This is a genomic window from Aminobacter anthyllidis (assembly GCF_018555685.1).
In the GTDB taxonomy this organism is placed as follows: Bacteria; Pseudomonadota; Alphaproteobacteria; order Rhizobiales; family Rhizobiaceae; genus Aminobacter; species Aminobacter anthyllidis.
On record NZ_JAFLWW010000003.1, the window covers coordinates 65,238 to 89,856 of the forward strand.

The window sequence follows — 24,619 nt, forward strand, 5'->3', positions numbered from 1 at the left end:
GCATGGGCGGCGCCGGCGTCATCGACAACTTCCTCGAAGTCTTCGCCCGCTACATCGACAGCGGATTTGGCCTGCTCGGCGGAGAAGTCGCCTTCATCGCCACCACGCTGATCGTCATTGACGTGACGCTGGCGGCTCTGTTCTGGAGCTGGGGCGCTGACGACGACATCATCGCACGGCTGGTCAAGAAGACACTGTTTGTCGGCGTCTTCGCCTATCTCATCTCCAACTGGAACAATCTCGCAAACATCGTCTTCGACAGTTTCGCAGGTCTCGGCCTCAAGGGCTCCGGCACGGGATTTTCGACGGCGGACCTGATGCGCCCCGGCAAGGTGGCACAAACCGGCCTGGATGCCGCCCGGCCGCTGCTTGAGTCCATCTCCGACTTGATGGGATGGGTCGCCTTCTTTGAGAACTTCATCCAGATCGCCTGCCTGCTCTTCGCATGGGCGCTGGTCATCCTCGCCTTCTTCATTCTGGCAATTCAGCTCTTCGTCACGCTGATCGAGTTCAAGCTGACCACGCTGGCCGGCTTCGTGCTGATCCCCTTCGGCCTGTTCGGCAAGACCGCCTTCATGGCGGAACGTGTGCTCGGAAACGTTGTGTCATCCGGTATCAAAGTGCTGGTGCTCGCGGTGATCATCGGCATTGGCTCGACATTGTTCAGCCAGTTCACCCAAGGCTTCGGCGGCCAGACCCCGAGTATCGATGACGCCATGGCTGTCGTGCTCGCCGCCCTGTCGCTGCTTGGTCTCGGCATCTTCGGTCCCGGCATTGCGTCGGGGCTAGTCAGCGGTGGACCCCAGCTTGGCGCAGGCGCGGCGGTGGGCACGGGTCTTGCCGCAGGTGGTATGACGCTGGCCGCTGCTGGTGCTGCTGGTCTTGCAGCGAAGGGCGGCGCTGCCGCTTTGTCGACTGGCGCGGCAGCCGTCCGTGGCGGTGCATCAGCCGCTGGGGCGGCATCTTCTGCCTATTCACTCGCATCCCTCGGTCAGTCCGGAGCGGCCAGCAGCGCATCCGGACTCGGGGGCGTCGCACATGCCGCCGGCAGCGCCGTGACATCCCCGCTTCGCAGGGCTGCAGCCAGCGTCAAGTCAAGCTTCTCCGACGGCGTCAAGGCCGGCTTCAACGCGACCGGCGGCTCCTCGACCATGGGCTCGGTCGGAGGCGCGGCTGAAACTGCGCCCGCTTCCACCATCCATGCTTCCAGCACACCACCCGGCTGGGCGCAGCGTATGCGCCGGTCTGGCCACATCGGCCATGCCGTCCAGACAACTGCGCATGCCGTTCGCTCCGGCGACAGCCATGCCTCCGCCTCTTCCGTCAACCTTCACACGAGTGACCGTTCATGAACCTCTTCAGGCGACCCGCCGCGCATTACGGCAAAACACCTCAACCCGAGACCCCCTATCAAAAGGCCGCGCAGGCCTGGGACGAACGCATCGGCTCGGCCCGCGTTCAGGCGAAGAACTGGCGGTACATGGCGTTTGGATCGCTGATCCTTTCTGGCATGTTCGCCGCGGCGCTCGTCTGGCAGTCGGCTCGCGGGACTGTCGTGCCCTGGATCGTGCAAGTCGACAATCTCGGTCAGGCGCAAGCTGTCGTACCAGCAAGCACCGACTATCGGCCAACCGATCCGCAGATCGCATGGCATCTTGCCCGCTTCATCGAACAGGTCCGCTCGATCCCGGCTGACCCGATCATCGTTCGACAGAATTGGCTGCGCGCATATGAGTGGACCACGGATCGTGGCGCGGCGGCGCTCAACGACTACGCTCGCACCAATGACCCGTTCACCAACGTCGGCAAGCAACAGATCGCTGTCGAGGTCTCCTCGGTGATCCGCGCCTCGCCGGACTCGTTTCGCGTCGCCTGGACCGAGCGCCACTACGAGAGCGGGAAGCTCTCCACGACCCAGCGTTGGACAGCGATCCTGACCAACGTGATCCAGCCGCCACGCAATGCCGAAAGGCTTCGCTCCAATCCGCTCGGGATCTATGTCAACGCCATCAACTGGTCGCAGGAGATGAGCCAATGAACCGGCCGATGATCCGCAGAGGCGGCAACCCGTCCTTCCGCAAATCCACAATTCCAGCCCTTTTGCTTTCCGCAACCTTGCTCGCGGGCTGCGCCACCAACAAACCGCCAGAGATCAGCTACGACGCCGACGTGCCGCCTCTCCCGGCGATGCCAATGGCTGCCGCAGATGTGCAACCGAAGCCTCTCCATATCCCGCCTGCCTGGGCCCCGGCACGTGGCGGCACCGCCGCCTCGACGCCCACCGCGCGTGTCGAGAATGCCAATGCCGCCGCGCGCGTCCAGCCACGCCGCGAAGGCTATTACAATGCCATCCAGATCTATCCCTGGAGCGAAGGTGCCCTCTATCAGGTCTATGCCACGCCCGGGCAGATCACCAATATCGCGCTCGAGCTCGGCGAGAGCCTGACCGGCGCGGGCCCGATCGCCGCAGGTGACACCGCTCGGTGGATCATCGGAGACACCGAGAGTGGTAGCGGGATCACCCGACGTATCCATGTGTTGGTAAAGCCCACGCGCGCCGACATCTCGACCAACCTCGTCATCACAACCGACCGGCGCACCTACATGATCGAGCTGCGTTCCGGCGAAAAGCCATACATGCCGGCGGTGGCTTGGGCCTATCCAAAGCAGCCAGCCGGACAGCGCCAGGCCATTCCGGCAACACCCCTCATTCCGGCTGCCGCAGCGCGGAACTATCGCTACGGACTTAAGGGCGACAATCCGCCTTGGCGGCCGGTCGCTGTCTATGACGACGGCCGGCGCGTCTTTGTCGAGTTTCCACGCGGGATCGTGCAGGGCGAGATGCCGCCACTGTTGATCATCGGCCCGGACGGCGAAGCCCAGATCGCCAACAGCCGCATCTACCAACATGTCCTGATCGTCGATCGCCTGTTCGGCGCAGCCGAACTTCGTCTTGGCGGCGGCGATCGGCAGCAGACCGTAAGGATAGTGCGCACTGATGGAAGGCCATCGACATGAGTGAGACAGACAATGTCGCTCCGATGCGCCTTCGCGCCGAAACGCCGCGCATCACCCGCCTGTCGCCAAAAGTCATCGTCGGCGTCGGCGTCGTCGCCTTGCTCGGCATCGGCGGAGCGCTGATCTATGCGCTTCAGACGCGTGTGTCCGGCGCCGACGACCAAGAACTCTATTCGACGGCCAATCGGCAACCCGCCGATGGTCTCGCCGGCTTGCCACGCGACTATACCGGCCCGATCCTCGGGCCGCCGCTACCCGGTGATCTCGGTCGGCCTATCCTCAATGCACAAAGCAGGGGGCAACCGGTCGTGCCGCCCGTGATCATGGCACCGGCTGTCGACGAGGCGGAACAACGCCGGCGCGCTGAGGAAGAGGCCGCACGGACGAGCACCGTCTTTTTCCAGTCACGCGGAGGATCAACCGCAACGGTGGGGACGGAAGGAGAACCGGCGAGCTCTGTGGGCCTTGATCTGAGCGGCCAGCCTGGCCAGCAGGCGGCGCAGGACAAGCAACTGGCTTTCCTCAACGCCGCCGCCGACAGACGCACAGTGGCGCGCGACCGCGTCATGCCACCGGCATCACCTTTTGTTCTTCAGGCTGGCGCCGTCATATCTGCCGCGCTCATCACTGGCATCAGGTCCGATCTACCTGGACAGGTCACGGCGCAGGTGACGGAGAACGTTTACGACAGCCCAACCGGCCGCGCCCTGCTCGTGCCGCAAGGCACGCGGATCATCGGGCAGTACGACAACAACGTCCAATTCGGCCAGCGCCGTGCGCTTCTAGTCTGGAACCGGCTCATTTTTCCGACTGGCCGTTCCATTGTTCTCGAACGTCAGCCGGGCGCCGATACGCAAGGCTATGCCGGCCTTGAGGATGGGGTCGACTATCATTGGTGGGATTTGGCCAAAGCCGCCGGTCTCTCCACGTTGCTTGCCGCCGGTGCTGAACTGGCCATCGACGACGAGAGCCGGCTATTGCGCGCAATTCGTGACGGAGCGCAGGACACGATCAATGATGCCGGCCAGCAGATCATCCGCAGACAGCTCAACGTCGCGCCGACGCTCACTATCCGGCCGGGCTTCCCGGTACGCGTCATCGTCACGCGCGACCTCGTGCTCGAGCCTTATGGAGCAACGCAATGATCAAACTGAAGTTGAGCCCCATCGCCGACGACAGGCCCGTCAAGGTGACGCTGGAGCTTCCAGCGTCGCTGCATCGCGATCTCAAAACTTATGCTGATGTTCTCGGCCGCGAGAGCGGTCAGCCGGCAACCGAGCCAGTCCGGCTGATCGTACCGATGCTCCAGCGCTTTATCGAGACCGATCGAGGATTTGCAAAGGCTCGCCGGAACGCCCATCCAGATCCGTAGGGCGGCGCAGTGCTGACAGCTGTCGAAGAGGGTTCGGGCAATTTCGGCCATCAAGCCCTATGCAAGCGGCAACGTGCGGCCGGCTTCTACAACATCGGCCAGCTGACACGGGCGCAGAATTAATCAAGCAATGCATTGATGAGACCGGAAGCATCGACCTGACCGTAAGCCTGTCGGCCATCATTGCGAAAGCCAGAATTGCTCGCATGCGCCGGAAATAGGGGGATCGGTTGGGAGTTTCCTACACTCCGCCCGATCAAACAGCGGCGGCAACCACGTTGAGGTTCGCTATGGCGGCGTGGATTTCCGCGTAGAGTTGCGCGTTCGTCTCGCCCGCATCGATCTCAACGATCAGGGCAAAGCGCGCTTGGCGGTTTTGCGGATCTTCAACAGTTTTGGTTTTCCACCAGCCGGCGACCGGGTGCACCGCGATGAGATTACGCCTCGCCAAGTCCGAGGCGGGGCAAACCAGTTCGTCGATCTGGAGAGATCCGACGTCTCGCCGATTCCGACCGTATGACCAGTTGTCATCTTCCTCAACGATTGGACCGTCAGGTTGCTCCGCGGCTTTGCTAATGCGGGCAAGGAAGGCGGCTTGGTCCTCGTTAGGGCGATTGAGCTTGAAGCGGAGATTGTGTGAGGCATATCGGAACTTCGAGCCCCTCGCCGGCTCGGAAGGGTTCGGATCGATGAAGGTACTAAGAGCGACACGAAGCGTCACTGGGGCGTTGACGAGGTTGCGGAGCTCCTCGACCGGCCACGGGAGTTGGAACAGCTTCATCTCGTTGTGAATGTGCTGTGCAGAGGGTTTATTCGCCACTCGATAGGGTGTGATCGTGTCTTCTACGATGAGAGTTAGAGCATTCGAGGCGCTGCGCCGGGCGCGCTCGAGCTCCGGGACCCCGTAGCCGTAGCGTTTGAAGAGAGGGCTATAATCGCCTTTTGCAGGGTTGGCAGGCAGGTGGCTGCGCATCTTCGGCGTCCACCGAGCAGAGGATACGAAGAGGGCACGGATTGTTTCGGGCCATAGATCAGGGTAGTCCGCCCAAAGCTCGGTTACGGCGCGGGCTGCGAGCGCTGTTGCGCCACTTGTCTCTCCGGTCGTCGTGAAACTGCGCATCGGGTACTGATGGTTGGTGGTGAGCAACGACAACGCGGGGTGCTTCATCGGTGGAGGGGCGCCGTGGATCAACCAATTGCCACCCTCGAAAACCACATCCGGCTTCAGGGGCCAATGGGAGGACCAACTCGCCGTTCGAGATGAGGGCGCAAGATCGCCGAAGGGCGCCAGTGGCGTGCCCGCCTCGCCGTCCGGCAGGGCATTTTTTTCAGTGAAGGCTCCGACGCAGATCGCGTTCCACGCATGGGCAGGAGACTCCACTTCATTGTCGGGATGGTCGCAAACGGCCAGGTAGTCGCCATTGCCATAGACGTTCTGGTTCGTGTTTCCCGCGGAGATGAGCATCAAGCGTTTGATGTTGTTCTCCCCTGAAGCGCCCGAAGTCAGCTGGTCTATTTCACTCGACCAGGATGTCGGAGCACCGTCGTGAGGAGTGTCGTCCTCTGTGGTGTTCGCCATCGTGAAGGTCCGCCGGCGCTCGCCCGTCATTTCGGCCGCATTGATACCGGCGCGCGTGACAGCGCCAAGAAGATGATGGGGGTTGTGACCCGCGTCTGGGATGATCTTCGCCGATTCCAGGCGATGTCGAACCTGGATTGGGTTCATCGTCTGGAGCGCGACGGTGAGATCCCCGAAGAGCGCCAGGCCCGCAAGCTGCGTGCCATGGCCAACCTGATCCTCGACACTCCACCCGGGTTGAGCTGCATGGCGATCGGCAACGGCGAGTGCGGGAGCAATCAGGGGGTGGGCACGGCTCACACCTCGGTCGAGAAGGGTGATGTAGTTGGCATTGGGTTCGTTCTGAAACGTCGTCCTACCAACCAGTTCATCGACCCATTCCACCTGCCCCTCAATATCCATCGCGTCGAAATAGTCGGCGGTGACAGTCGGCGCCGCTAGCGCTCTCACGCCGCCCAACCGCCGCACAGCGAGAGCCAGAGCCTCGCTCGTCGCCGCCCCAATGACCACGATGTCTTCGGGAAACGTCAGGCGATCAGCGCTGATGACGACGCCGAGCTCGGCAGCACCATCGATGAACTTGGCTGCCGTCTCCCTGCCGAGCCAGATTTCCCAGGGCCTCGGGTCATTACCAACGGGGAACTTGTGGCTCGGACTGCGCCACAGTGCCCGCAAGCCCGCCTCAACGATCGTACCGATACTCAGAACGAGATCGGCATTATAGGGCCGACCTTCCGATCCATCCTGTTTCGTTCGGTTCTTGTCCCGGAAATCTTCAATCTTCTGGCGCAGCTTGCCGAGGCCTTTCTCGGAAGCGAAGACGGTCGCGGAGGCGGCTTGGTTGGCGGCCACGGCTGGCGCGACCTTCAAGAGGGTCAAGCCACTTGCATCGAGGCCGGACGTGATCATCACCTCGCCTGGACGCCCTGCGACCTGGAGATAAACACCGGGCCGATCGTCGGCAGTTACGTCGGGGAGATGATCGAGCGCCTGCAGGAGAGCAAGGGCATGGGCCGCGCGATCGGCGACGTTATTTGGTCTTTTTGGTGACCCGCCGCCCTTGGCCTTGAAGACCTGTGCTCTTCCGAGATTTTGCAAGATGAAATGTTCGCGATCCCTCGGCATGCCCAGGCATTCCCCCTATTCCATGCAGCGAGCGGCGTCGGTCCAGGGAAGCGATGAGGGCTGCGGTCTCGATGCGGTCCTGATATGCTAATACTGCCCGTCTCGCGGCATCTTCCGCTGCAGCAACAACGTCGGCGGTCGACAAGCCTTCAGCGTGGTGCGTCACGGCAGTCCATTCGACGCCTGTCGAATCGAAACCCGTCAGCCGTCGGCGCAGTGCAACCTCGATCGCCGGCCCCGTGGGCATCTCGTATGGCAGAACGAGGTCGAAGCGGCGCAGAACTGCCTTGTCGAGGATTTGGGGGAGGTTCGTGGTCGCAACAACAATCGACGGACCGGTATCCTCATCGAGGAACTGCAAGAAAGAGTTCAGGATGCGTCGTGCTTCGCCAATGTCGTTATCGGATCCCCGCGCTGCGGCAAGCGCATCGATCTCGTCGAAAAGGTATACGCCACGTGTTGTACGGACAGCGTCGAAAATCATCCGCAGCTTTTGGGCGGTCTCGCCCATGAACTTTGTAATCAGACCGTGGAGAAGTACGCTAAAGAGGGGGAAGTGCAATTCGCCGGCGAGTGCTGCCGCGCTCAGTGTCTTCCCTGTCCCGGGCGGTCCTGCAAACAGAAGGCGGCGACGTGGCCGCAACCCCTTTTCCTCAAGCCGTTCACGCATGCGCGTCTCAGTGACGATGTGCGCAAGTTCGTCCTCGAGGTGAAACGGAAGGATTACATCGATTAGCCGCGTCGAGGGGTAGCTTGCATCCAGGAAGCCTGCCAGATCCCCTCGAGGCGCTGCCAAAGGTGTTGGTTTGCCCGACGACGTTTTCGGCGGCACCCGGCTGGCCTCCGCCCATTGCCGAAGCTGTACGGCAAGTTTGATGTGGCCTTTCTGGTCCTCGGCGGCAGCAAGCTGCATGGCGAGATCGAAAAAACGCGCCTCGTCACCTTCGGCATGGCTCTTGACGAGTCCTATAAGTTGCTGTGCCGATGCCATGTTACTGCGCCTTCCAGAAGTCCCCAAGGTAATTGCACGAAATCACCTGCGAAGAACATTATATGTCTCAACTGTTAATGGAAGAGCGAGGACGCGGTTCCGGGCACGTTCAACCACTTTATTGCGGCCGTCGTTCCAGCATTACGCCATTCGTGTGAGGAATAGCCCGCGAAAGTGATTCGAATCGGACGGGCAAACCTAGCATTTGAAGCGATGAGGGACGATTAGATCCGTCCCAGCACGTGAGCGATATTGCCTCATGATGTTCCCTAAGCGCTCACCATCGCAGTGGCCGGCCCTGCCCAATTGAAGCCGACCGCACCGTACTCGTGTATGCTTACATCGCGCATGTGAGCATAAGGTGACGCCCGGCCCTTGTCATAGCCACCGAATAAGAACGAACCCAGCGCCGGGTGGGGCACCGGTTAGGCTGACGACAAACAAGGCCTTTCAAAGGAATTGCTACCCGCGTTAGAACTCCTATCTGACTGAAGGAGTGTCTGCTTTTGGTGCGGATTCCTGATCGACTTAATGGCTGACATGGGCGCATACCAGACACTCAGTAGCTGGCCGACTGCGGGTCGGTCCCTTCGCGGCGTCTTGGCGAACAACGCTGTAATGACCGCGATGGTGGACGCCCTCGCCTGCTACGAGACCGCCATCACGTCAGCAACCTTTCTCTTGCCTGTATTGAATGGGACTTCGCCTTTACCCAAGGCCAGATAGGCAGCGGCGGCCTCCGGCATTGGCGAGAGATTATCTCCGCAGCCATGCCGCTGCAAAGCCAGACTGCCTTGGGGCAAGCCGGACGGTTGATCGGCCGGGACCGGCTACTCCGACTTGATGGCCCGGCAATGAAGGACAATCCCATCGAACGTGACGATTTGCCCGTGCCTTCGCAGAGCTGCCAGCCATGGCTAAGAAAATCGTCAACGACAGCGAGGAAAGACTCGCCGCGTTCTTTCATACGCTGCGGCCGACGTGTGCGACGCAGAAAGTTCGAAAGAATTTCACGACCAGCCAACAATTCCACAACAAAAATCGTGATACGGCAGGGAAATTGGTCCTTTATTTTTTGAATCTCTAAGCTTCCGATAGGTCCTGCACGAGGCCGCGTCATGCCCACCGATAGCCAGTACATTCTCGAAAGCATCAAGCAGGGATGCACGACGCTTAGCGATGACGAGTTCGTCGTCGACAGGCTGGTAAAGTACTTCGGTAACGGGAGGATCCGGTGGCACGTCGAATTCCGTGGGCATCGCATCGAACTGACGACGGGCCAGATCAAGAAGCAGCCTACCTTCCGAAGGAAGATACTCGAACAAGCTGGTGTGCTTCCGCCCCAGCGTGCCGGGGCCAACTACCGGCGATGGGCTATCGACCTGAGGAAGAATGCCATCGCGCTTCCCTGGCGGGACAGGCCGGTCGATGCCGGTTTCGCCATTGATAGGCTCGCCAGCCATGGGGATGGGCGCTGGATGGTTGAATACCAAGGCAAGGCGATCAAGTTCACGACGACCAAACTTCGCAGGCAAGTCAGTTTCCGCAAACGCATGCTGGCCAAGGCCAAGGTGCTGCCGCCCCAACTGGACCCGGCTACCTATCGGAAGTGGGTGGACTGGCTCATTCAAAACGCCACCGAGGCTGCACCGCAGACGGAGGATGCCTCGATGAAAGAGAAAAGCTGGCTTGATGACCTACCAGAGCTAGCCGGTTGGCAAAATGAAGCACCGCCCCAAGCGACCAGCTAGGGCGGCGGTTCCCAAAGCAGAAGCAATCGAGCCAAAGGGGGCAGCGGACGGTGTTTGCCCGATGCAAGTACGATCCGCTCAGATCGATATGTCCTGGGACTCGCCGTTGCTTAGTTCCATTGTTCCTTCGAAACTTCGCCGGGAGATGCGCCGCAGCACAACAGTGCCGGTCAATTCACTCGTCATTTGACCGGAAATTCTAGCTCCGTTGATCCTGGCTCGAATCAAGGTTCCCTAGGCAAACTGGACGCCGCGGCGGATAAAGGAACGGATATCACGGCGAACATCCGCGTTGGAGCGGTCACAGCCTTCGGCTGCAGTGCGCCCGAAAAGGGCTATCGGCGGGCCCCTCGTGGGAACGAAAAAAGAAGAGAAGCAGAACTTTCGTGCGCAGTTTTTGCACACGAACACTAATAACCTATTGATATTACTTATCTATCTTCCCCATCCATCATCGGTGCAACCGATACCACCGGGGCACTGAAGTAGCGCTGCATAGGCTGTTTTGTTGGCTTTGCGATCAAGTCCGGCCTGCCTGTTTGACGTCTTTGTGGCACTTTGCCCATTCTCACGGCGCCGTTTGCTACACCGCAGCATTCAAACCGGTCGTGTAGCACCGAAGGACAGTGGCAGCCAATAGCAGGAAGGCTTGCCGGTGAGCTATCGCTGCAGGCCTCAATATGGAGTGATTTCTGGTGAGCCCGCAGGGTTCCATACCCACAGTCCGAAATAACCACGGCGGCGCCATCAGACGAGTAAGCTACGGTCACCCATCGCAATGAACTGATTGTTTCTGTACCTCCGAAGGGCATAGATTCGAGTTCGTGAAGGTGGGGTAGCGCCGACGCGGTGTGCCTTAATTCCTAGGTGTCGGGTCCGCGCCCGCCAAAACTGAGATGGGCAGCGCGCAGCAAGACGGTCTCTTCGACTCTATGCCGCCCCCTTTCGGAGTCAAATCCTGACTGGCCTGTTGCCGCCTGATTGCGCTGAATTGCACCTAGCCCGCGAGATGTTCGAAAAGCCTCGCCACCGCTTCAGCGCCCGGGTCAATGTGGCCTTCTAGCTGCTTGGCGTTGATGTAGGCAGCACGTCCGGCCTTGGCGCGGGTAAGGGTCGACGTGAAGTTCGCTCCCTTCCGCGCCGCATTGGCAGCGTTGGTCAAGCTCTCGTCAAGCGCCTCGAGAGCGGGGGAAAGGGCGTCCACCATCGTCCTGTCGCCGATCCTTGCACCGCCGATCTCCTGCATGCGGGCAAGCCCGGCTCGAAGCGCCTCGCGCATCGGCAGCCCACTAGACGCGCCGTCGCCGGCGGCGGCAAAGAAGATGGCGAGCAGCACGCCGGAAGAGCCGCCCATCGTCTGGCTCAGTTCCTGGCCGATGGCGCGCAACAGCTGCGTGTGATCAGACAGCGGCAGGCGGTCGACAGCGTTGATCAGCGCGCGGGCGGCGCCAGCCAGTGTAGATCCAGTATCGCCATCGCCTGACTTGGCGTCGAGGGCATTGAGGTCCTGCTCGGAAGCGATCAGCACGTTGCAGCAGTTGATGAGGAAGGTACGTGTTGCCGCGTGGTTTGACGGCATGGGGGTGATCGGTGTCAGGCCGTCGGGCATAGGTGCGATCGCAATCGGTTCGACCCGCGAAACGCCCGTCCAGGCCGGGATCGTAACAGGTGCCTTGAGCAGTTCCAGCTCGACCGCATCAGCCGGGAAGACCGAGACCGAGAAGCCCTGCATGTCGAGCGACGTCATCAGCGGCGAAGGGCCGATGGCATGGGTGATCCTCTCGCCTATGGATGACTGGAGAAGTTCGTGCGCGAGCACTGACATTTCGAGGACCGAGGTGCCGCCGAGATTGTTGATGAGGGCTACATGCGGCCCTTCGCCCATCACGGCTGCCAGCCTCTCGACCATGGTGGCGACGGATGCGCGCGCGCCGGCAAAATCGATCTGCTCTACGCCGGCTTCGCCATGAATGCCGAGGCCGAGCTCGGCCTTCCCTAGGGGGATGCGGTCCTCCTTGGGCGAGCCCGGGACGCTGCAGGTGTCGAGCGACATGCCGATGGAGCGGGTTCCCGAGATGACGTGCCTTGCCGCCGCCGCCACCGTTTCAAGGTCAGCGCCGCGTTCGGCAAGCGCGCCGGCGATCTTGTGCACGAACAGCGTGCCGGCAACACCGCGCGCCTGCGGCAGGTCAGGCAATGCGATGTCGTCGCCGACGATCACCATCGAAACGTTGAGCCCGAAGGCGCGCGCCCGCTCGGCGGCGAGACCGAAGTTCAGTCGGTCGCCGGTGTAGTTCTTCACGATCAGCAGGCAGCCAGCCGGCCCTGTCACAGCCAGGATGCCGGCGAGCACCGCATCGACGCTGGGCGAGGCAAAGACGTCGCCGCAGACCGCGGCCGTCAACATGCCCTTGCCGACGAAGCCGACATGCGCCGGCTCGTGGCCGGAGCCGCCGCCCGAGACGATCGCCACCTTCGACTTGTCCCAGTCGCTTCGCAGCACGACGCGGATATGCGGATAGCCGTCGAGGCGGGTCAGCGCGCCGCCCGACAACGCCAGCACGCCATCGATGGCCTCGGTGACGACGTCTTCGCGCCTGTTGATGAATTGCGCCATGGAATTCTCCTCAAGCTATGCGTATGCCAGCCGCATCGAAATAGAGCGGCCGCGACGGTTGAATCCTGATGGTTTCGCCGCCTCGGAGCGGCGTGTGGGGGTCGGTGACGGTGACGAGGTCGTGCCGCTTCAGGGTCAGATGCAGGCGCGTCTGGTCGCCGAGATGCTCGACACGCCTGACCAGCGCCTCCTCGCCCTCGCCCTGCACGATGTGCTCGGGGCGAAGGCCGATGCTTTTCGCGCCCGAAGGCGCGCCGGCGAACAGGTCGGCAGGCAGCACGTTGATGCGCGGCTGGCCGAGCCGGGTCGCGGCGTAAACGCTGACTGGGTGCTCATAGACCTCGCGCGGCGCGCCGAACTGCACCAGCCTGCCTTCATTCAGCACCCCGACATGGGTCGCCATCGTCATCGCCTCGATCTGGTCGTGGGTGACATAGAGCAGCGTCGCCCCCAATTTGGCCTGGATGCGCTTCAGTTCGATGCGCAGGTCGGCGCGCAGCTTGGCATCGAGCGAACTCAACGGCTCGTCCATCAGGAAGATCTGTGGGTTTCGTACCAGCGCCCGGCCGATAGAGACGCGCTGCATCTCTCCGCCCGACAGCGCGGTTGCCTTGTTGTCGAGCTTGTGGACGATCTGCAGGACCTCGGCGACCTCCTTCACAGTCCGGTCGATCAGCTCCAGTGGCGTCCTGAGCAGCGGCGATTTCAGCGGGAACTCGAGGTTCTGCCGCACCGTCAGGTGCGGATAGAGCGAGTATTGCTGGAACACCATCGCGACGTTTCGTTCGGCCGGCGACAGCCCTTTCATCGGCCGCCCGCCGATATAGACCTCGCCGCTGTCGGGCGTATCGAGGCCGGAGACCATGCGTAAAGTCGTCGTCTTGCCGGCGCCCGTCGGGCCGAGCAGCACAACGAAGGAACCGTCGGGGATCGTCAGCGAGACATTGTCGAGCGCGACCGTGCCGCCAAAGGTCTTGGTCACATTTTCAAGGACAATCTCAGCCATGTCCCAGCACTCCGTCATTGGCGTCCGACCGCAGGACCTTGCCGGTTTCGGCGTCGAACACCGACAGCGTCCGCGGATCGAACTCGAGACCGACAAGTTCGTCCTCGCGAACAAACTGGTCGGATGGAATACGCGCCTTGAGGTCGCCATGGCTCGACCTCAGCGTCACGATCTGGGTGGTGCCGAGATACTCGACCGCGCTGACCCGACCCCGATATGCCGACTCGGTGACAAACCGGACATGTTCGGGCCGCACGCCGAGCGTCAGCTTGCCGGCCCGGCCCTCGCGCGCGGCCGGCACCTCGATCCTCGCCTCGCCGAGATCTACCGACTTGCCGCCGATGCCGATCATGCCCTCGAACTCCAGGAAGTTCATGGGCGGCGAGCCGATGAACTGGGCGACGAACTTGGTCGCCGGCCAATCGTAGATCTGCTGCGGCTTGCCGAACTGCTCGACAACGCCATGGTTCATGACGACGATCTTGTCGCCCATCTGCATGGCCTCGAGCTGGTCATGCGTCACGTAGACGGTGGTCGCGCCCATGCGGTCGTGCAGCGCCCGCAGCTCCTCTGCCATGTGCTCACGGAACTCGGCATCGAGTGCGCCAAGCGGCTCGTCCATGAAGAAGGCTTTTGGCCGCCGCACAATCGCCCGGCCCAGTGCGACGCGCTGGCGATCGCCGCCCGACAACCCGCCGACGGGCCGGTCGAGGATGTTCTCGATCTTGAGGATACGGGCAACCTCGGCGACGCGCGTCTTGACGTCGTCGCGTTTCATGCCCTGGCTCACCAGCGGATAGGAGATGTTCTTGCGCACGTTCATGTGCGGATAGAGCGCGAACATCTGGAACACGAAGGCGATGTCGCGCTTGCTGGCCGGCTTCATGCCGACCTCCTCGCCATCGATGAAGATCTCACCCGAGGTCGGCAGTTCGAGGCCGGCCATCATCCTGAGCGTCGTCGTCTTGCCGCAGCCGGACGGCCCGAGCAGCATGAAGAACTCGCCATCCTCGATGGTGAAGGTCGAGGAGCGGACGGCGGTGAAGGCGCCGAACTCCTTGCGCACATTCTGGATTCGGATCTGCGCCACGGGCCTACTCCGGAAAATGGCTGACGATGATGAACATCACCGTGCCCAGCAGGGTTACGAGGAAGGACCAGGAATAGAGGACCAGGGCGAAGGGCTGCATGAGCATGAAGACACCGGCAGCGATCAGCACCGAGGCCAGCATCTCCCAGGCGCCGCGCCGGAAATGAAGCAATCCGTCGAAGAAGCTGGTCATTTGCGTACCGCTCCGAAGGTGATGCCGCGCAGGAGATGCTTGCGCAGGAGGATGGTGAAGACCATGACCGGCACGAGGAACAGCGTCGCGCCCGCGGCCACCGCCGGCCAGTCCTGGCCGCTGACGCCGATGATGGTCGGGATGAAGGGCGGCGCCGTCTGGGCATTGCCCGAGGTCAGCAGCACGGCGAAGGCGTATTCGTTCCAGGCAAAGATCAGGCAGAAGATCGCGGTAGACGCGATGCCCGTGGCCGCCTGCGGCAGCACGACCTTGTAGAAGGCCTGGAAGCGCGTGTAGCCGTCGATCAGCGCCGCCTCCTCGTACTCGATCGGAATCTCGTCGATGAAGCCCTTGAGCAGCCAGACCGACAGCGACAGGTTCACCGCCGTGTAGAGCAGGATCATGCCGGCATGGGTGTCGCTGAGGCCGAGCGAGCGGAACATCAGGAAGATCGGGATGGCGACCGCGATCGGCGGCATCATGCGCGTCGACAGGATGAAGAACATGAGGTCGTCCTTCAGCGGCACCTTGAAGCGCGAGAAGGCATAGGCCGCTGCCGTGCCAAGCACGATGCAGAGTATGGTCGAACCAAAGCCAATGATCACCGAATTGGTGAAACGCTCGGCAAAGCGCGAAGGCCCGGAAATGACCAGACCATCCTTGCGCACCAGCCTGTCGTACCAGGTCTGGGGCTCTCCGACCGCCTGCAGTTGCTCCTCGGTGAGACGGGTACGTGTCGTGAAGACGTTCACATAGCCTTCGACGGTTGGCGTGAAGAAGGTCTTGGGTGGATAGGCAATGGCATCAGACGGGGTCTTGAAACTCGTGGCGATGATCCAGACCAGCGGCAGGATGGTGATCAGCGCGTAGAGGACGACGAGCACCCCGGCGAACCATTTCTGCCGGCGTGACGGCTCGGTGACGGAATAGCTCATCGCTGCTTCACCTTGTTCAGGGCTTTGACGTAGATCGAGGCCAGGCCGAAGACGGTCACGAAGAGGATGACGGCGTAGGCCGAGGCATAGCCGGTGCGCCACTTCTCGAAGGCTTCGCGCTTCAGGTTGATCGAGGTGAGCTCGGTGATCGAGCCCGGACCGCCGCCGGTAAGCTGGACGACGAGGTCGAACATCTTGAAGTTCTCGATGCCGCGGAAGAGTACGGCGAGCATCAAAAACGGCAGTACCAGCGGGATGGTGATGGTCCAGAACTGCCGCCACTTGCTGGCGCGGTCGCATTCGGCGGCTTCATAGATGCTATCGGGAATGGAGCGCAGGCCGGCCAGGCAGATCAGCATGACGAAGGGCGTCCACATCCAGGTATCAACGATGACGATCGCCCAGGGCGCCAGTGACACATCGCCGATCATGGAGAAGCTCGACGGATCGGCGCCCGTCAGGAAGCCGACGGCATAGTTGAACAGGCCGATCTGCGGCTGGTAGAGGAAGGTCCAGAAATTGCCGACCACGGCCGGGCTCAACATCATCGGCAACACGATGATCGTCGTCCAGAGATCGTTGCCGCGGAACTTCTTGTTGATCAGGTAGGCGAGCGAGAAGCCGATCAGCACCTGCAGCACCAGCGTCCAGATCAGGAAGTGGGCCGTCGCCTGCATCGTCAGCCAGATGTCCTTGTCGGACAGGATGCTGATGTAGTTCTTCAGCCCGACGAACTCGACCTCGGCATTGGGGCGATTGACGCGGAAATTGGTGAAGCTCAGCCGGATCGTCCAGATCAGTGGAAAGATGTTGACCGCTAGCAAAAGCACGATCGATGGGGCGACGAAGAGCCAGGCGAGCGAGCGATCCGACAGTCCCCTGAACCGTTTGGCAATGGCGTGCGGCGTCGCTTCGGCGACCCGTTCCACCGGTGAATGCAGCATTGATATTCCCCTGATTATCAACTGTGCGGCGACGGAGCCGGGTTAGTCCCGGCTCCGTACCGTAGCATGGCCCCGCTGGGAGGATGCGGGACAGGGCTTTGCAGCGATCAGTACTTGCCTTCGTCGTCGAAGACCTGCGTCCAGTCCTTGGCGAGGCCGTCGAGCGCATCCTGGGCAGAACCCTGACCAGCGACCACATAGTCGTGGAAGCGCTTCTGTGCCGCCTGCAGCAGCGAGGCATAGGACGGCTCGGCCCAGAAGTCCTTCACGATGGCCATGGAGTCGAGGAAGGTCTGCGCATAAGGCTGGCTGGTCGCAAAGCCCGGGTCTTCGACCACCTTGCGCAGCGCCGAATAGCCGCCCATCTGCCACCATTTCTGCTGGATTTCGGGCTGGGCGAACCACTTGATGTAGGCGAGCGCGTCGTCCTTCTTCTCAGACGCCGAGACCACCGAGATGCCCTGCCCGCCAAGCTGGGCGAAGGCTTTGCCGTCAGGACCAGCCGGATTGGGGAAGTAGCCCGACTTGTCGCCGCCGACATTGGCATCGGCATTGATGCCCGGCCAGGTGAAGGCGAAGTTCATGTGCAGGGCGACCTGGCCCGACTTGTAGGCGTCGATGTCTTCCGACATGTAGGCGTCGGAGTGGCCGGGCGGCGTGCAGCAATCATAGAGCTGCTTGTAGAACTCGAGCCCCTGCACCGCATTGGCGGAGTTCACGAAGCCTTCCAGCTCATAGGGCTTGTCGGGGTTCTCGTACTGGAAGCCGAAGCTGTAGAGAACATCCATGACGCCCATGGTGATGCCTTCCGAACCGCGTTCGGTGTAGATGGCGGCACCGTAGACAGTCTTGCCGTCGATCTCGCGCTTCTGGAAAAATTCGGCGATGTCCTTGAGCTCGGCGAAGGTCTTCGGCACGGCGAGATCGCGGCCGTATTTCTGCTTGAACTCGGCCTGCAGCTCGGGGCGGGCGAACCAGTCCTTGCGGTAGCTCCAGCCGACGACATCGCCGAAGGCCGGTAGCGCCCAGTAGTTCGGCGAGTTCTTCGGCCATTCGGCGTAGCCCACGACGGTCGCCGGAATGAAGTCGTCCATCTTGATTCCTTCCTTGTCGAAGAAATCGTTGAGCTTCACATATTGGCCGTTCTCGGCCGCGCCGCCGATCCACTGGCTGTCGCCGATCATCAGATCGCACAGCTTGCCGCCTGAGTTCAGCTCGTTGAGCATGCGGTCGGCGAAATTCGGCCACGGCACGAACTCGAACTTCATCTTGACGCCGCTCTTGGCCTCGAAATCCTTGCTGAGCTCGACGAGCGCGTTTGCCGGATCCCAGGCGGCCCAGCATAGCGTCAGGTCCTTTGCGCTGGCCTGGCTCGTACCTGCCACGCCGGCAGCCAAAACGGCGCCGAATGCGGCCAATGATCTAACATGGCGAAATGTCATGGCTGGGACCTCCCTCCCATCCTTCCGACCTCCATCGGAAGGTGAAAACGCCCTTTGCGGGCACCTGACGCGGAACGATCTTCCCGGCGGGCCAGTTTCCTCCGCGCCGCCTGCGTGGCTCGCTCAAATCCTCCGGGCGACCACGATTAGAGTCATAATTGAGGTGCGCACCTCAACGCAAGCGGTTTTTGAGGTGCGCACATCAATTCTTGCTTTTCGCCTGTTTTTGTTTGAGAAATCGCGTGACGATCACGTAGCTGTGCAAGAGAGCGGAATGCGGCCAACCACACGAGACCTGGCAGAAGCCGCGGGCGTAAGCCTGGCGACGGTCGACCGCGTCCTCAACGAGCGCCCGAATGTCAGCAACAAGGCGGCGAAAAGCGTCGCCGAGGCCATCGAACGCATCGGCTTCGTACGCAATCCGGCTGCCGTGGTACTGGCGCGGAACAAGACCTATCGCTTCCGCTTTGTCCTGCCGACCTCAGGGGACCAATACCTCGCGGAGCTCATCGCCCGTGTCGCCGAGGCGAAGGAGGCGCTACGCGCCGATTCCACCGAGGTCGAGGCAGCACAGATCCCGATGAGCGACCCCCACCATGTCGCCAAATACCTCGCCGGCATCGATCACGACATGATGGACGGGGTGGCCGTGATGGCCCCGGAGTCGCCACAGGTGCGCGACGCGCTGGTCCGGCTCGTCGAGCGAGGCGTCAAGGTCGTGCAGTTCCTGTCGGGCCAGGAGCATCTGGAGAGCGCGGACTACGTTGGCGTCGACAATTTTGCCGCAGGTGCTACCGCCGGAAAGATCGCTGGCCGCTTCGTCGGCGCGCGGCGCGGCAAGATCATGGTTGTCGCAGAAACCATGATGGCGCTCGACAGCATCCAGCGCCGCCTCGGCTTCGACAGCATCATCAACGCCCAGTTTCCCCACCTTGAGAGCTTGCCGTCACTGGAAACCTATGGCGACGAAAAGCGCGCGGACCTCATCATCCAGCGTACCTTGCAGCACAACCCGGACACTGTCGCTGTCTATGTCCTGAGTTCGGAAGCAAGGATGCCGCTCACGGCCATCTGGAACACGCAAGGCTCACTGCCCCTGACCGTCGTAGCCCACGAGCGAACCCCCTTTAGCGAACAGGCGCTGATGGATGAGCGCATCGACGCCGTGATCGCACAGGACCCCGGCCACGCCGTCCGCAGCGCGGTCCGCATCATGCGTGCCCGCTCCGACCACCGCGAGCTTGTGGCCTCACAGGAGCGTATCCGTATCGAGGTGCTGCTCAAAGAGAACCTGCAGTTCGATTGCTCCGGCGGTTCGCGGACCTGACGAACCCAGGCACCCGCCGGCCGCGCACAAAACCGATCAGCCTGACCTACCGGAAATCGGCGGCGGTCAGGGTGTAGTAGGTGCGGCGACCGTGGGAATAAGCTTCGCGTGCGACATCGTAGATTGATTTGCGCTCTGCATCGAAGGCCGTCAGGCATTCTGACTCTGATAGCTGTGTCCTGCCTGCCCTGGCCCCTGCCTTCGCCAATGCGGCGGCTTCGATGAAGAAACGCACTTCGAACATGCCGTCATGACCGATGAAGCGGACAGCTTTTTTGGATTCGTCGAAGCTGCGGCTCGGATTGAGAAAAGCGAGTGTCATGTGTTGCCTGCCGTGCTGCCGTTAGGTCCAAGCGCGCCCAACCTGATCCGCTCCTTATGGCGACCGACGTTGCGACGATTGAGGGACATCATACTACTCGCTGCACCCGACCGGGTCATGCCCGTCATTGCCTGGCCGTCGACATGCACCGGAACGGTGAAGACATGATAGACGGTCCAGGAGCGATCCGCCTCGACACGCCGCCCGACCTCATTTTCGATGGAGCAAAGCGCCCCGCCTTCATTGTCCCAGATGGCGATCGCGGCAGCATCACGTCTGCGTTGGCTTTCATTGATGCGGTCATTCATGGTCGTGATCATCCTTCATGGTGTGCGCGGCGATGAAAGCAGAAATCCGCAGCCAGGTTAGTCGGGGATGCCTGCGGTCGGCTCCTCCATGCGGCTTGCCGGTTGCGGTGCGTTGAGGACTGCGAACGAAAACGCGAATGAGACGTGGCCGACGGAGTGCGTGGTGCGACGGGCCATCATTGCCTTCTCCGCCGCATTGCGCTCGCCTGCATCATTCCGATCCCACCCGAAATGACACTGATGCCGCCAGTACATCCATGGCCAGCGTCAGGCTTCATTTCAGGGCTCGAACCAAACGACAGGAGCGCCGGATCGGCGTCCTCAATTCACTATCGAAAATCCGGTGGTGATGGCGGGTCGAAGGCCTCTGACACCGCGAAAAGCCAAGTCGGCCAAATCATCGAAATACAAATATACGCCCACCGGCGGTCGCTAGCAAGGTGAAATATATAAACCACAAATTTCAAACAAGTATTATTTCCTTACCTCACAAAGAATATAAATTGTTCAATTTCCAAAAATACGCATGCATTGCGTCAAAGATTCTCGGAAAAATACTATTGAATTTACAAAAACATTATATAATAATCTCCATATGCAAATTTAGTCAATTTCAATCAAGATACAAATATCAACAAGTCCATTAGTTTCCCCACGGTACTTTCGACCTAACTATTTCGCGCAACCATAAGCGATCGGCCGGGTTTTCGCATTTCCTCACCGCGGGCGAAGCTGATCTCGCCTTGGGCGATGATTGGCTCACCTTCCTGGGTTTCAACTTCGCGGCTTCCTCCGCCGGGTCACCGCTCGCCCGAGCTATCCGCTGTTCATTGGATGGATGACTTCAGCGGCGGCCACGCTTTGGCGCCCTGGCCGCTGTATTTTCATCATGCAACTTACGCCAGCGTGAAAAGCGCTCGGGATCGATGCCGCCACGCGCAAGGGCGCTGAGCACGGCGCAAGAAGGCTCGTGGGAGTGCGTGCAATCGCTGAACTTGCACTGTGTCGCCAGTTCGATGATTTCGGCGAACACCACATCCAGTCCGTCAGCCACGTCGCCCAGATGCACCGTACGGATCCCGGGAGAATCAAGTACCCAGCCGCCGCCTTCGACCGGATGGAGCGAGCGCGCCGTCGTCGTATGCCGCCCAGTTGAATCATGGGCTCGAATAGCACCGGTGAGCTGGGCTGTACCTCCGCCCGAGGCGGCTAGCGTGTTGACGAGTGTCGACTTGCCGACACCCGACGACCCCGTGAGCGCCACCGTCCTGCCCAGGCCAAACCAGGTCTGCAGCTTTGCTAACGCGTCGGGCCTTCGCGGATCGACGACCACCACCGGCAGATCGCGCGCCAGATCGGCTGCTTGCGCGAGAAAGGGGGCGGCGTCATTGGCCGTGTCGGCCTTGGTCAGAACAAGGACCGGCGCGATTTCGGCCTGGCCTGCCATGGCCAGATAGCGCTCGAGCCGTGGCACGTTGAAATCACCATTGCAGGAGGTGACGATGAACAGTGTGTCGATATTTGCGCCGGACAGCTGTGTGCTGCCGTCCCCCATACGACGTGTGAGAAGCGAAGTGCGATCAAGCCGCCGCCGCACGAGGAAATCGCCTGGCTCGGCGAGCACGAAGTCGCCCACCGCATAATCACCGGTGACACTGTTGGCCGGCAGGGTGAGATTTACCGCACCCATGATGGATTGCCCGCTCATTCGCGCGCGATGGACATGGGCGATGCGGACGGGCACAAGGCTGGCCTCCTCTACGCCCACCTGATCCCCAAAGAAGGAAGACCAGCCCAACCCGATGAGTTCGGCGTGGTGTATCGGTTCTATCAATGCCATTTTCCTTGTCCAAGCCGCGCGTCTACCTAGCGAGGCAGCATAGTGAGACGCCGCTGTCTCCAAACCGCGACCCTAGCACAGCGCAAGGAGCCCGCGCCTGGGGAAATGGGTATCGTTGCGCAGCGGGCTGCACAACTTAACCGGCTGTCGCATGCCAGTTTGATTTTCCGGCACGCAATCAAGTCTGCGGTGAAATCGAAATTCGCGACTTTGGCCGGGGCACCGCTTTCGGTGGCAGCTGCCATCGGCTTGTCGAGCTGGCGCATATTTTTCTGAACGAGGTTTGCCAAAGGCAGAGAATCCGAGCGGAGCATTATTGTCTTTTACTCATCAAAAGATTGAAATAATAAATTTGTCTAAACTAATCGCTCGTGCTCTCTTTCCCGTCATAACAAGAATGCGGGAACAAGCTGTGCGCGATACTCCAACTGCATCGATCGCAGACCTTATCTCTGGCCAGTCCTTTGCACTCACCGGGGGAGCTGTCATTCAGACAGACGGCTCGCAAGCGCTTAGCGACATCATCGTGGGGGCGGATGGGCGCTTTGTCGCAATCGCGCCGTTGCTGGACACAAAGGCCTGCAGCGCGTGCGTCGACATTACCGGCATGCTGGTTTCGCCCGGCTTCCTCGATGCACACCAGCACCTCGACAAGACCGGAGTGCTGCCCTTCACCCCCAATCCCTCCGGTACGCTCCAGGGCGCCCGCGAGGCCTTCGCCAAATATGCCCGGACCGCCGGTCCCAACGACATCCGCAAGCGGGCGATGCGCACCATCAGGCGGTGCCTTTCCCGCGGCACGACGGCCATTCGCAGCCATGTCAACGTCGACAAGGATGCGGGTTTTCATGGCATCGAGACACTGGCAGGCGTCCGCGACCGGGCACAAGACGACATCATTCTCCAGCTCGTCGCCTTCATGACACCGCATCCCGGCCAGGACTTCGATTGGCTGGCTGAGAACATCGACCGCGCGGTGGCGCTCGCCGATGCAGTGGGTGGCACGCCTGCTGTCTCCGAAGACCCGCCTCGTTACCTGGACATGTTGTTTTCTGCCGCCGTGAAGGCCGGAAAACCGGTCGATCTGCATCTCGACGAACACCTCAAGGCCGATGTGCATCTGCTCGATGCCGCGCTCGAACGGGTTGAGCGCTTCGGCATGCAGGGCCGCACCGTGTTCAGCCACGTCTCCGTGCTGAGCGCCCTGCCCCGCAAGGAATTCCAGCGTATCGCCGAACGTCTTCGGGCGCTTGATGTCGGCGTCGTCACATTGCCGGCGGCGAACCTCTACCTGCAGGGCCGCGACGCCGAGATGTTGCCGCCGCGCGGCCTGACGCGCGTCGCCGAACTCTACCGCGCCGGCGTCACCATCGCCACGGCGTCGGACAATATCCAGGACCCGTTCGTGCCCACCGGCTCGGGCGACATGCTGGAAATCGCGCGCTGGACGCTGCTCGCCGGCCATCTTCGCGGCGACGAGCTCACAGCCGCGCACCGCATGATCACCACGGCGCCGGCCCGCCTGATGGGCCTCGGCAAGGATTACGGCCTCAGGGCCGGCGCTCGCGCTGACTTCGTCGTCACCAACTGCGTCGATACCGACACGCTGGTTGCTGGCGGACCGGACCGGACCTTCGTCTTCTCGAGGGGCCGCCTCGTCTCACAAAGCGCGACCGAAACATTTGGCTTGAAGGAGGACGCATAAGTCGAGCAGCGGCTCCGGGGGATTGGACTTCAATCTAATGGGAGAATGGGATGAAGAGCACTGCAATTTCACGTCGTTCGCTGCCTGTCTCCACTCTCGGGGCGGTACTTGCCGTCATTGTCTGGCAAGGCCATGCCCACGCCGAAGATTTCAAGATGGGCCTTCTGGTACCCGGCAGTGTCGCGGAAGAAGGTTGGAACCGGATCGCTTATGACGCGCTGAAGCGGGTCGAAAAGGAACTCGGCGCCCAGATCAGCTATGTCGAGCTGCCCGACAATCCGGCAGCCTTCGAAAAGGCATTCCGCGACTATGCGAGCCACGGCTACCAGGTCGTCCTGGGCCACGGTTTCCAGTTCCAGGACGCTGCGCTGACGACGGCGGAGGATTTTCCCGAGACCGTCTTTCTCGTCTCGTCGAGCTATGTCCATGAAGGCAATGTCATCGGCCTCAACACCGATGCCAGCCAGCCCTTCTATCTCATGGGCATGATCGCCGCGAAGATGGGCAAGGGTGCGGGCCTTATCGGCGGTATGGAAATTCCGCCCATCGCGCATGCCTTCGAGGGCTTCCGGAAAGGTGCCGAGAGTGTGAACCCGGATTTCCCCGTGTCCACGGTTTTCATCAACAGCTTCACCGATGCGAGCGCCGCCAAGGAAGCAGCCGTGAGCATGATGTCCCAGGGCGCCGATTTCGTCGTTCCCAATGCGAACGCCGCAGGACTCGGCGTCATCCAGGCCGCGCAGGAAGCAGGCACGCAGTCCGGCACCTTCAGCGTCTACAGCGACTACACGGAGGTCGCCCCCAAGAACATCCTCGGCACGTTCATCGCCGACTACGGTCAAGGCATCGTGCGCATCGTCTCGGGCATTCGAGACGGCACCGTGCCGCAAAGCAATGTCGATTTCGGCCTGAAGGATAAGGACGTCATGAAGTTCACCTTCAACGACGAAGCCGCCAGATCGATACCGCAGGACCTGCGCAAGCACCTGGAGGGGGTGAGTGCGAAGATCGTTGCGGGCGAGATCCAGACACGCGCGAAATAAGCGCGGCCCCT

At 61.4% G+C, this 24,619-nt stretch carries 23 protein-coding genes; 10 read left to right on the top strand and 13 right to left on the bottom strand.

The features are described 5' to 3' along the window. The first annotated feature begins 2 nt into the window (after positions 1–2). The 5 genes from trbL to J1C56_RS09965 are packed head-to-tail and all read left to right on the top strand — an operon-like array spanning position 3 to position 4,390. Positions 3–1,352, top strand: a complete 1,350-nt coding sequence (gene trbL, locus J1C56_RS09945) for a P-type conjugative transfer protein TrbL (RefSeq protein WP_214388525.1) — start codon at positions 3–5, stop codon at positions 1,350–1,352. Next, positions 1,349–2,038: a conjugal transfer protein TrbF gene (gene trbF, locus J1C56_RS09950; RefSeq protein WP_214388527.1), complete on the top strand. Its 690-nt coding sequence runs from the start codon at positions 1,349–1,351 to the stop codon at positions 2,036–2,038. The genes trbL and trbF overlap by 4 nt, the downstream gene beginning before the upstream one ends. Continuing rightward, on the top strand, positions 2,035–3,018 hold the full coding sequence (gene trbG, locus J1C56_RS09955; RefSeq protein ID WP_214388529.1) for a P-type conjugative transfer protein TrbG: 984 nt from the start codon (positions 2,035–2,037) through the stop codon (positions 3,016–3,018). The genes trbF and trbG overlap by 4 nt, the downstream gene beginning before the upstream one ends. Beyond that, a complete protein-coding gene (locus J1C56_RS09960; RefSeq protein WP_214388531.1) occupies positions 3,015–4,163 on the top strand; it encodes a TraB/TrbI/VirB10 family type IV secretion system protein in 1,149 nt (382 codons plus the stop codon). Before trbG ends, J1C56_RS09960 begins: the two co-directional genes overlap by 4 nt. Then, complete coding sequence (locus J1C56_RS09965) at positions 4,160–4,390, top strand: DUF2274 domain-containing protein (RefSeq protein WP_214388533.1); 231 nt, start codon at positions 4,160–4,162, stop codon at positions 4,388–4,390. The genes J1C56_RS09960 and J1C56_RS09965 overlap by 4 nt, the downstream gene beginning before the upstream one ends. 256 nt (positions 4,391–4,646) lie before the next feature. Here J1C56_RS09965 and J1C56_RS09970 read toward each other — a convergent pair whose 3' ends face one another. Both J1C56_RS09970 and J1C56_RS09975 read right to left on the bottom strand, forming a co-directional pair. Further along, positions 4,647–7,094, bottom strand: coding sequence for a S8 family peptidase (locus J1C56_RS09970; protein WP_246591295.1), 2,448 nt, complete (start codon positions 7,092–7,094; stop codon positions 4,647–4,649). Further along, positions 7,000–8,085, bottom strand: a complete 1,086-nt coding sequence (locus J1C56_RS09975) for an AAA family ATPase (protein WP_214388535.1) — start codon at positions 8,083–8,085, stop codon at positions 7,000–7,002. The genes J1C56_RS09970 and J1C56_RS09975 overlap by 95 nt, the downstream gene beginning before the upstream one ends. A gap of 1,118 nt (positions 8,086–9,203) precedes the next feature. Here J1C56_RS09975 and J1C56_RS09980 point away from each other — a divergent pair. Next, a complete protein-coding gene (locus J1C56_RS09980; protein WP_214388537.1) occupies positions 9,204–9,836 on the top strand; it encodes a hypothetical protein in 633 nt (210 codons plus the stop codon). Between the two features lie 997 nt (positions 9,837–10,833). Here the strand turns inward: J1C56_RS09980 and J1C56_RS09985 are convergent. The 7 genes from J1C56_RS09985 to J1C56_RS10015 all read right to left on the bottom strand — a co-directional run bounded on the left by J1C56_RS09985 (position 10,834) and on the right by J1C56_RS10015 (position 18,063). Further along, entirely contained in the window at positions 10,834–12,453 is a 1,620-nt protein-coding gene (locus J1C56_RS09985) for a dihydroxyacetone kinase subunit DhaK (RefSeq protein ID WP_214388539.1), read from the bottom strand. A gap of 10 nt (positions 12,454–12,463) precedes the next feature. Continuing rightward, a complete protein-coding gene (locus J1C56_RS09990) occupies positions 12,464–13,459 on the bottom strand; it encodes an ABC transporter ATP-binding protein (RefSeq protein ID WP_214388541.1) in 996 nt (331 codons plus the stop codon). Beyond that, positions 13,452–14,549, bottom strand: coding sequence for an ABC transporter ATP-binding protein (locus tag J1C56_RS09995; RefSeq protein WP_214388543.1), 1,098 nt, complete (start codon positions 14,547–14,549; stop codon positions 13,452–13,454). The genes J1C56_RS09990 and J1C56_RS09995 overlap by 8 nt, the downstream gene beginning before the upstream one ends. Before the next feature lie 4 nt (positions 14,550–14,553). Further along, complete coding sequence (locus J1C56_RS10000) at positions 14,554–14,742, bottom strand: hypothetical protein (RefSeq protein ID WP_214388544.1); 189 nt, start codon at positions 14,740–14,742, stop codon at positions 14,554–14,556. Then, on the bottom strand, positions 14,739–15,677 hold the full coding sequence (locus tag J1C56_RS10005; RefSeq protein WP_214388546.1) for a carbohydrate ABC transporter permease: 939 nt from the start codon (positions 15,675–15,677) through the stop codon (positions 14,739–14,741). Before J1C56_RS10005 ends, J1C56_RS10000 begins: the two co-directional genes overlap by 4 nt. After that, on the bottom strand, positions 15,674–16,621 hold the full coding sequence (locus tag J1C56_RS10010; protein WP_214388548.1) for a carbohydrate ABC transporter permease: 948 nt from the start codon (positions 16,619–16,621) through the stop codon (positions 15,674–15,676). Before J1C56_RS10010 ends, J1C56_RS10005 begins: the two co-directional genes overlap by 4 nt. A gap of 107 nt (positions 16,622–16,728) precedes the next feature. Further along, entirely contained in the window at positions 16,729–18,063 is a 1,335-nt protein-coding gene (locus J1C56_RS10015; RefSeq protein WP_214388558.1) for an ABC transporter substrate-binding protein, read from the bottom strand. Here J1C56_RS10015 and J1C56_RS10020 point away from each other — a divergent pair. Further along, positions 18,062–19,390, top strand: coding sequence for a LacI family DNA-binding transcriptional regulator (locus tag J1C56_RS10020; RefSeq protein ID WP_338001424.1), 1,329 nt, complete (start codon positions 18,062–18,064; stop codon positions 19,388–19,390). The genes J1C56_RS10015 and J1C56_RS10020 overlap by 2 nt on opposite strands. A 46-nt stretch (positions 19,391–19,436) precedes the next feature. On the opposite strand, the gene J1C56_RS10025 is transcribed toward J1C56_RS10020, so the two are convergent. The 4 genes from J1C56_RS10025 to rsgA form a co-directional block, all read right to left on the bottom strand. Further along, entirely contained in the window at positions 19,437–19,712 is a 276-nt protein-coding gene (locus J1C56_RS10025; RefSeq protein ID WP_214388560.1) for a DUF1488 family protein, read from the bottom strand. Further along, complete coding sequence (locus J1C56_RS10030; protein WP_214388562.1) at positions 19,709–20,020, bottom strand: hypothetical protein; 312 nt, start codon at positions 20,018–20,020, stop codon at positions 19,709–19,711. Before J1C56_RS10030 ends, J1C56_RS10025 begins: the two co-directional genes overlap by 4 nt. A gap of 57 nt (positions 20,021–20,077) precedes the next feature. Continuing rightward, positions 20,078–20,200 (bottom strand): hypothetical protein, encoded by a 123-nt coding sequence (locus J1C56_RS33300; RefSeq protein WP_275945147.1) that lies wholly within the window; start codon positions 20,198–20,200, stop codon positions 20,078–20,080. Positions 20,201–20,864: 664 nt separating this feature from the next. Further along, positions 20,865–21,860 carry a ribosome small subunit-dependent GTPase A gene (rsgA, locus tag J1C56_RS10035; protein ID WP_214388565.1) on the bottom strand — a complete coding sequence of 332 codons (996 nt, stop codon included), beginning with the start codon at positions 21,858–21,860 and terminating at the stop codon, positions 20,865–20,867. 105 nt (positions 21,861–21,965) lie between these two features. On the opposite strand from rsgA, the gene J1C56_RS10040 reads away from it, so the two are divergent. The 3 genes from J1C56_RS10040 to J1C56_RS10050 all read left to right on the top strand — a co-directional run bounded on the left by J1C56_RS10040 (position 21,966) and on the right by J1C56_RS10050 (position 24,608). After that, positions 21,966–22,136 (top strand): hypothetical protein, encoded by a 171-nt coding sequence (locus J1C56_RS10040; RefSeq protein ID WP_214388567.1) that lies wholly within the window; start codon positions 21,966–21,968, stop codon positions 22,134–22,136. 121 nt (positions 22,137–22,257) lie between these two features. Continuing rightward, positions 22,258–23,565, top strand: coding sequence for an amidohydrolase family protein (locus J1C56_RS10045; protein WP_420797379.1), 1,308 nt, complete (start codon positions 22,258–22,260; stop codon positions 23,563–23,565). A gap of 50 nt (positions 23,566–23,615) precedes the next feature. Next, positions 23,616–24,608 carry a BMP family protein gene (locus J1C56_RS10050; protein ID WP_214388569.1) on the top strand — a complete coding sequence of 331 codons (993 nt, stop codon included), beginning with the start codon at positions 23,616–23,618 and terminating at the stop codon, positions 24,606–24,608. Positions 24,609–24,619 lie beyond the last annotated feature (11 nt).

What these genes read in the sequence shown, in the direction of transcription:
- trbL (WP_214388525.1), top strand. Translation starts at nt 3, where the DNA reads ATGGGCGGCGCCGGCGTCATCGACAACTTCCTCGAAGTCTTCGCCCGC.
- trbF (WP_214388527.1), top strand. Translation starts at nt 1,349, where the DNA reads ATGAACCTCTTCAGGCGACCCGCCGCGCATTACGGCAAAACACCTCAA.
- trbG (WP_214388529.1), top strand. Translation starts at nt 2,035, where the DNA reads ATGAACCGGCCGATGATCCGCAGAGGCGGCAACCCGTCCTTCCGCAAA.
- J1C56_RS09960 (WP_214388531.1), top strand. Translation starts at nt 3,015, where the DNA reads ATGAGTGAGACAGACAATGTCGCTCCGATGCGCCTTCGCGCCGAAACG.
- J1C56_RS09965 (WP_214388533.1), top strand. Translation starts at nt 4,160, where the DNA reads ATGATCAAACTGAAGTTGAGCCCCATCGCCGACGACAGGCCCGTCAAG.
- J1C56_RS09970 (WP_246591295.1), bottom strand. Translation starts at nt 7,094, where the DNA reads ATGCCGAGGGATCGCGAACATTTCATCTTGCAAAATCTCGGAAGAGCA.
- J1C56_RS09975 (WP_214388535.1), bottom strand. Translation starts at nt 8,085, where the DNA reads ATGGCATCGGCACAGCAACTTATAGGACTCGTCAAGAGCCATGCCGAA.
- J1C56_RS09980 (WP_214388537.1), top strand. Translation starts at nt 9,204, where the DNA reads ATGCCCACCGATAGCCAGTACATTCTCGAAAGCATCAAGCAGGGATGC.
- J1C56_RS09985 (WP_214388539.1), bottom strand. Translation starts at nt 12,453, where the DNA reads ATGGCGCAATTCATCAACAGGCGCGAAGACGTCGTCACCGAGGCCATC.
- J1C56_RS09990 (WP_214388541.1), bottom strand. Translation starts at nt 13,459, where the DNA reads ATGGCTGAGATTGTCCTTGAAAATGTGACCAAGACCTTTGGCGGCACG.
- J1C56_RS10000 (WP_214388544.1), bottom strand. Translation starts at nt 14,742, where the DNA reads ATGACCAGCTTCTTCGACGGATTGCTTCATTTCCGGCGCGGCGCCTGG.
- J1C56_RS10005 (WP_214388546.1), bottom strand. Translation starts at nt 15,677, where the DNA reads ATGAGCTATTCCGTCACCGAGCCGTCACGCCGGCAGAAATGGTTCGCC.
- J1C56_RS10010 (WP_214388548.1), bottom strand. Translation starts at nt 16,621, where the DNA reads ATGCTGCATTCACCGGTGGAACGGGTCGCCGAAGCGACGCCGCACGCC.
- J1C56_RS10020 (WP_338001424.1), top strand. Translation starts at nt 18,062, where the DNA reads ATGGCTGGGACCTCCCTCCCATCCTTCCGACCTCCATCGGAAGGTGAA.
- J1C56_RS10015 (WP_214388558.1), bottom strand. Translation starts at nt 18,063, where the DNA reads ATGACATTTCGCCATGTTAGATCATTGGCCGCATTCGGCGCCGTTTTG.
- J1C56_RS10025 (WP_214388560.1), bottom strand. Translation starts at nt 19,712, where the DNA reads ATGACACTCGCTTTTCTCAATCCGAGCCGCAGCTTCGACGAATCCAAA.
- J1C56_RS10030 (WP_214388562.1), bottom strand. Translation starts at nt 20,020, where the DNA reads ATGAATGACCGCATCAATGAAAGCCAACGCAGACGTGATGCTGCCGCG.
- J1C56_RS33300 (WP_275945147.1), bottom strand. Translation starts at nt 20,200, where the DNA reads ATGATGGCCCGTCGCACCACGCACTCCGTCGGCCACGTCTCATTCGCG.
- rsgA (WP_214388565.1), bottom strand. Translation starts at nt 21,860, where the DNA reads ATGGCATTGATAGAACCGATACACCACGCCGAACTCATCGGGTTGGGC.
- J1C56_RS10040 (WP_214388567.1), top strand. Translation starts at nt 21,966, where the DNA reads ATGGGTATCGTTGCGCAGCGGGCTGCACAACTTAACCGGCTGTCGCAT.
- J1C56_RS10045 (WP_420797379.1), top strand. Translation starts at nt 22,258, where the DNA reads ATGCGGGAACAAGCTGTGCGCGATACTCCAACTGCATCGATCGCAGAC.
- J1C56_RS10050 (WP_214388569.1), top strand. Translation starts at nt 23,616, where the DNA reads ATGAAGAGCACTGCAATTTCACGTCGTTCGCTGCCTGTCTCCACTCTC.